Origin of the sequence: Kitasatospora sp. NPDC047058 (assembly GCF_040643935.1) — a bacterium.
Classification (GTDB): Bacteria; Actinomycetota; Actinomycetes; order Streptomycetales; family Streptomycetaceae; genus Kitasatospora.
On record NZ_JBEYVJ010000516.1, the window covers coordinates 1 to 4,155 of the forward strand.

The 4,155-nt window shown below is 76.2% G+C and carries 3 protein-coding genes; 1 reads left to right on the forward strand and 2 read right to left on the reverse strand.

The features are described 5' to 3' along the window. Window positions 1-66: 66 nt before the first annotated feature. Together ABZ885_RS36555 and ABZ885_RS36560 are read right to left on the reverse strand one after the other, a co-directional pair. Window positions 67-2,253: a restriction endonuclease gene (locus ABZ885_RS36555; RefSeq protein ID WP_360198765.1), complete on the reverse strand. Its 2,187-nt coding sequence runs from the start codon at window positions 2,251-2,253 to the stop codon at window positions 67-69. Window positions 2,254-2,450: 197 nt separating this feature from the next. Beyond that, window positions 2,451-3,470, reverse strand: coding sequence for an NAD(P)-dependent alcohol dehydrogenase (locus ABZ885_RS36560; protein WP_360198768.1), 1,020 nt, complete (start codon window positions 3,468-3,470; stop codon window positions 2,451-2,453). 334 nt (window positions 3,471-3,804) lie between these two features. Between ABZ885_RS36560 and ABZ885_RS36565 the strand changes: the two genes are divergently transcribed. Beyond that, window positions 3,805-4,155, forward strand: a 351-nt coding sequence (locus ABZ885_RS36565; RefSeq protein WP_360198771.1) for a penicillin acylase family protein, incomplete at its 3' end; no start/stop codon positions are given.

A 4,155-nucleotide genomic window follows, 5' to 3' on the forward strand; every position in this document is an offset into this window, starting at 1 on the left:
AGCACGGTGCCGAGCGCAACCATCCAGATGCAGGCGCAGTGCAGCTTCTTCGGCACGCGCGGCCGGCTACTCCACCGCGACGCCCCAGCGCACCGCGAGGCCGGCCAGGCCACCCGCCACCGCCGTGCCGTCCGGCGTGAACTCCCAGGACCCGCCCTTGCGTTGGAAGGCGCCGACCAGCAGGGCGGTGTCCGGCACGCCGCCGGTGGCGGCCGCCCAGCGCTCCGGCCCGGCCGCGCCGGGGCCGTACGCGGCGGTCACGGACAGCCCGTGCACGTAGCCGAGCGGCAGCGCGGGCGGCTCCTCCTCCTCGGTGGAGACCGCGATCACCACCGCGTCCGCCGCCGCCGGGAGCCGGCCCGGATCCACCGTCAGCTCGGCCGCCCGGAGCGGCTCGCCGGGCACCGAGCGGGTCGGGTGCAGGTGCACGGCACCGTCCGGGTCCTGCGGGTTGTTGAAGAAGACGAAGTGCTCGTCGCTCAGCACCGTGCCGCCGGCACAGAGGAACGCCGAGACGTCCAGCTCCACCGCGTCCCCGCCGGCCGTGCGGCTCTGCCAGGACAGCCGCAGGCTGCTCGGACGGCCTTCCGGCCCGGCGGTGCCGGACCCGGCGGGGGCGGGCCGGCCGCCGGTCCCGGTGCCGTGGGCGCCGTCGGCGGTGCCGTTCGCGCCCTTGCCGTCGCCGAGGCGGCCGCGCAGGCCCTGCTCGGCGAGCAGCTCGACCAGCTCCGGCCCGCTGACCAGCGTCAGCGGCTTGTTGCGGATGTAGTCGTACGAGCCGGGGCCGAAGCCCGCCGTGGTCACCAGGATGCCCTTGATCGCGCCGTGGTGGCGGACCGTGGAGTCGAGGTCCCGCACGGCGGTGGGGGAGACCGTCGAGCGGTAGCGCTTCGCCTGGATGACGATCCGTCCGCCGGTCACCGGGTCGAGGTCCTCGGCGACCACGTCCACCCCGGCGTCCCCGCTGCGGGCCGTGGTCATCACCCGGAACCCGCGCAGCCGGAACAGCTCGGCGATCAGCTCCTCGAACTCGATCGGGTCCATCTCGAAGAGGTCCGGCTCCTCCTCGCCGCCCTGCCCGGCCAGGCTGCCGCCGACCGTCTCCGGCAGCCGGTCCGGGCGCACCTCGTCCAGCCGCTCCGGCCGCGCCGACAGCGTGCCGCCCAGGCCCTGGAAGCACTCCACGGCCGCCACCCGGTCCAGCGCCAGCCCGGAGAACTCGGCCCGGTCCACCGTCACCGTCGACAGGAAGCGCTGCGCCTCCCGGCCGGTCGCCGGGTCGATGCCGTGGACGAACCCGTTCAGCACCACCGAGGCCAGCAGGCCGTCGCCGTCCGCCCGGAACAGCTCGGCCACCACCCGCAGCGCGCTCTGCGCCATGACCTCCCGGTACAGCGCCTTGCGCTCGGTGGCCGGACGGGCCACCTCGGCCTCCCGGTCGTCCGTCTTCACGTACCGCACCCGGGCCGCGGCCGGCACCACGTCCGCGCCCGGCAGCTCCCAGTTCACCACCAGCTGGCGGGTCGACGCCTCCCAGGCCGCCACCAGCCGGTGCGGGAAGCCCTCCGGCCAGCCCGCCGAGGCGTACAGCACGGCGCTGAAGTACTCCTGCACCGCCTCCGCCTCGCCGGCCCGCAGCCGGCCCAGCAACTCCTGCGTGCCGGCCGCCCGTTCCTCGTCCTGGCGGCGCTGCTGGGCCACCCACTCCAGGTACTGGCCGTGGTACTCGGCCAGCCGCCGCTGCCGGTCCGCCTCGGCCGCCTGCGCCGCGTACCAGTCCTGCTCGAACCGGGCCCGGGCCTGCGCCACGTACTGCTCGTACTGCCGCCAGACCGCCGGATTGCGCGCCTGCACCGCGTCCGGCGGCGGCACCTGGTACTGCGCCTGGTCCGGCATCGGCACCGGCTCCCCGAGCCGCCCCGGCTCGAAGGCGGGCAGCGCGCGCGGCGCCAGCAGCGCCTGCGGACGGAACGCCGGACGGCCCAGCCCGGCCGCCAGCAGCCCGCGCAACTCCTCCACCCGGCCGTCCAGTTCGGCCGTCCGCCGGGCCACCTCGGCCTCCCGCGACTGCTGGTACGCCCGCAGCGCCTCGCGCTCACCCCGCGCCGCGGCCCGCTGGGCCTCCCGCGCCTCGCGCTCCTGCCGGCGCCGCTCGGCCTCCTGGGCACGCCAGCGGGCCTCCTCCCGGCGCTGCTCCTGCCGCTGCGCCTCCGCCCAGACCGCCAGCACCCCGTCGTTCCGCCGCCCCGCCACCGTCCACCCCTTCGCTCACGCCCGAGCGGCACCCCGCGCGCCGCCTCCCGGCCGCGCCGCCGCCGCGCCCGCCACAATAGAACGTGGACGGGCGGACCGGCCAAGCGCCCATGACCTGCGGAGCCGCCGGCCCGGCGACGGAGGGCGGAGCACGCCGGAACCACGCCCGGCGGAGCCCGGCCCGGCGGTGGCGGGGATCAGGACGCCACCCGGATCACCGTCTTGCCGACCGTGCCGCGGTCCAGGAAGTGGCGGTAGGCGGCCGGCGTCTCGTCGAAGCCGAACTCCCGGCCGATCACCGGCCGCAGTCCGTGGGTGCCGACCGCCCGGACCACCGCCTCGAGGTCAGCGCGGCTGCCGACGAACTCCCGGCGGATCGTCGCCAGCGACCCCGCGTACGCCTCGTCGGTGATCCGCAGCGCGGCCGGCTGCTCGCCGACCACCCAGAGCAGCACGATCTGCCCGTACAGCGAGGTGGCGCGGACGGACTGCTCGATGGTGGCCGGCCCGTGGGTCTCGACCACCAGGTCGGCGCCCTCCCCGCCGGTCAGCCGGCGCACCTCGGCGGACCACTCGGGCGTGCGCCGGTAGTCGATCACGTGGTCCGCGCCGAGTCCGGCGAGCCGCTCCGCCCCGGCCGCGCTGCCGGTGACGGCGATCACCCGGCAGCCGTGCATCCGCGCGAACTGCACGGCGAACAGCGAGACGTCCCCGCTGCCCAGGGTGAGCACGGTCTGCCCGGCCAGCAGCGGAGCGCCACCGGTCAGGGCGCGCCACGCGGCCACGCCGGCACAGGTCAGCGAGGCGGCCTCGGCCCAGCCGAGCTCCTCGGGGAGGACGACCAGCGCCTGCTCGTCCAGGACGGCGTACTCGGTCAGCAGGCCGTCGACGGTGCAGCCGAGCTGGTCGGCGAGCTCCGGCCGGAGCCGGCCGTCGGTCCACCGGGGGAAGTAGCTGCCGGTGACGTGGTCGCCCGGGCGGACCCGGGTGACGGCCGCCCCGGTGGCGACCACCTCGCCGGCGCCGTCGCTGAGCGCGACCACCCCGGGCCGGGCGGGCAGCGGGTAGCGGCCGGAGAGGATCAGCGCGTCGCGGCGGTTCAGCGCGGCGGCGTGCACCTTCACCAGCACCTCGGTCGGCCCGGGCGTGGGCGTTTCGCCGTGGTGCAGGGCGAGCCCGTCGGGGTGGCCGGGCTTGTCGAGACGGTACGAGCGCATGAGGGGGGTCCTTTCCCGGTACGGCGGTGATCGGCTGGAACCGATCCTCGCCGGAGCCGGACGACGCGCCAATTCCCGCCGGGGAATGGCCCGGTGACCCCTGCCGGACGGGCGGCCACCCGCAACTCCCGGCGTCCCCCTACTGGATGTGTACGTCGATGGGTCTACCGGCCCGGGCCGGAGTCGTCCGGAGGAGCGATGCGGGGCGGTCGCCGGGCGGGGGAGTCTGAGCGCCATGACAGCGAACAGGCAAGTGAGGGAGCATCAGAAAGGCGCTTTGCTGCGGTGCTTGAGGTCCGGGGCGGTGGCGTTGTGCCTCGCGTCGGCCGCCGCGGTGGCGGTGGCGCCGCTGCCCGCGCAGGCGGCCGGGCCCGGGCAGGGCGAGGAACGCGGCGGCGGGTACACCGCCAAGATCCGGCGCACCGAGTACGGGGTGCCGCACATCGTCGCCCGCGACTTCGGAGGGCTCGGCTTCGGCTACGGGTACGCCTTCGCACAGGACAACCTGTGCCAGCTCGCCGACCACGTGGTGACCCTGCGCGGCGAACGCTCCCGCTGGTTCGGCCCCGACGGGGCGTCCGCCGACGACCATGTCCTTGTCCAGCACCACGGCACCGTCGAGCTTGCACAGCTCGCGCAGCCTGGTCGCGGTGAACTCCACGTCGAGGACGAAGCCGCCGGTGCA

Coding starts and splice junctions, on each gene's coding strand:
- ABZ885_RS36560 (WP_360198768.1), bottom strand. CDS start 3,470: ATGCGCTCGTACCGTCTCGACAAGCCCGGCCACCCCGACGGGCTCGCC.